This is a genomic window from Photorhabdus sp. RM323S (assembly GCF_042879375.1).
In the GTDB taxonomy this organism is placed as follows: domain Bacteria; phylum Pseudomonadota; class Gammaproteobacteria; order Enterobacterales; family Enterobacteriaceae; genus Photorhabdus; species Photorhabdus tasmaniensis.
Genome location: NZ_JBHFKZ010000183.1, coordinates 1 through 664, shown reverse-complemented (window position 1 = coordinate 664; position 664 = coordinate 1). Strand labels below are relative to the sequence as shown.

Below are 664 nucleotides of genomic sequence, written 5' to 3'. Positions count from 1 at the left end.
CGTGAGGCATCTTCACTGTGCCGGCATTGAAGTGAAACGGGATGAAGCGGGTTTCCTGGGTCATGGTCGGGTCCTGATAATCATTTTAAGCTGTTTTTGGGATGGGTTTACTTGTTCATATTGATGTTGCCGCCCAACACGATGACGCCGCTGGCGTTGATTTCAATGCTGTTGGTCTCTCCGCCGAAGATGATTTTGATGCTCTCCGGGGTCATCACGATTTTTCCTGCGCCGACTTTCAGCGTGATAGTGTCACTGGCTTCATACAGCTGAGTCCCGTCGCCCGCTTTCCCGGCGCTGGTCCTGACCTGGACCTGATTGGCATCGGTGCTGCGCAGCTGGCAGATGGTTTCCGTCAGGTTACCCTGTTCAATGGTTGTTTTTTCATCACCGGCCTGAACGGTGATCTCACGGTCGGCGGTTTCTACGGTGAGAGTCTGGTGATGTTTTACCCGGGTATGCATATCCCGTTGAGCGTGCAGCGACAGTGCTTCACTGCCTTTGGCATCTTCAAAACACAGTTCGTTATAGCCTTCGCCCTTGTGGGTTTTTGAGCGGAAGGCCATCTGGGTTTTGCTGCCCGGTAAGGTGCCGGGCGGGATGTTGTTGGCATGATAGGTGCGCCCGGTGACAATCGGCTGGTCCGGGTCACCATCAAGAAAGT

Annotated in this window: 1 pseudogene; it reads right to left on the bottom strand. The window is 54.1% G+C overall.

Annotated features, from left to right (window positions below):
• Nucleotides 1-107: 107 nt before the first annotated feature.
• Nucleotides 108-664 (bottom strand): annotated as a pseudogene (locus ACGF7G_RS22565) (type VI secretion system tip protein VgrG); the annotation flags it as partial.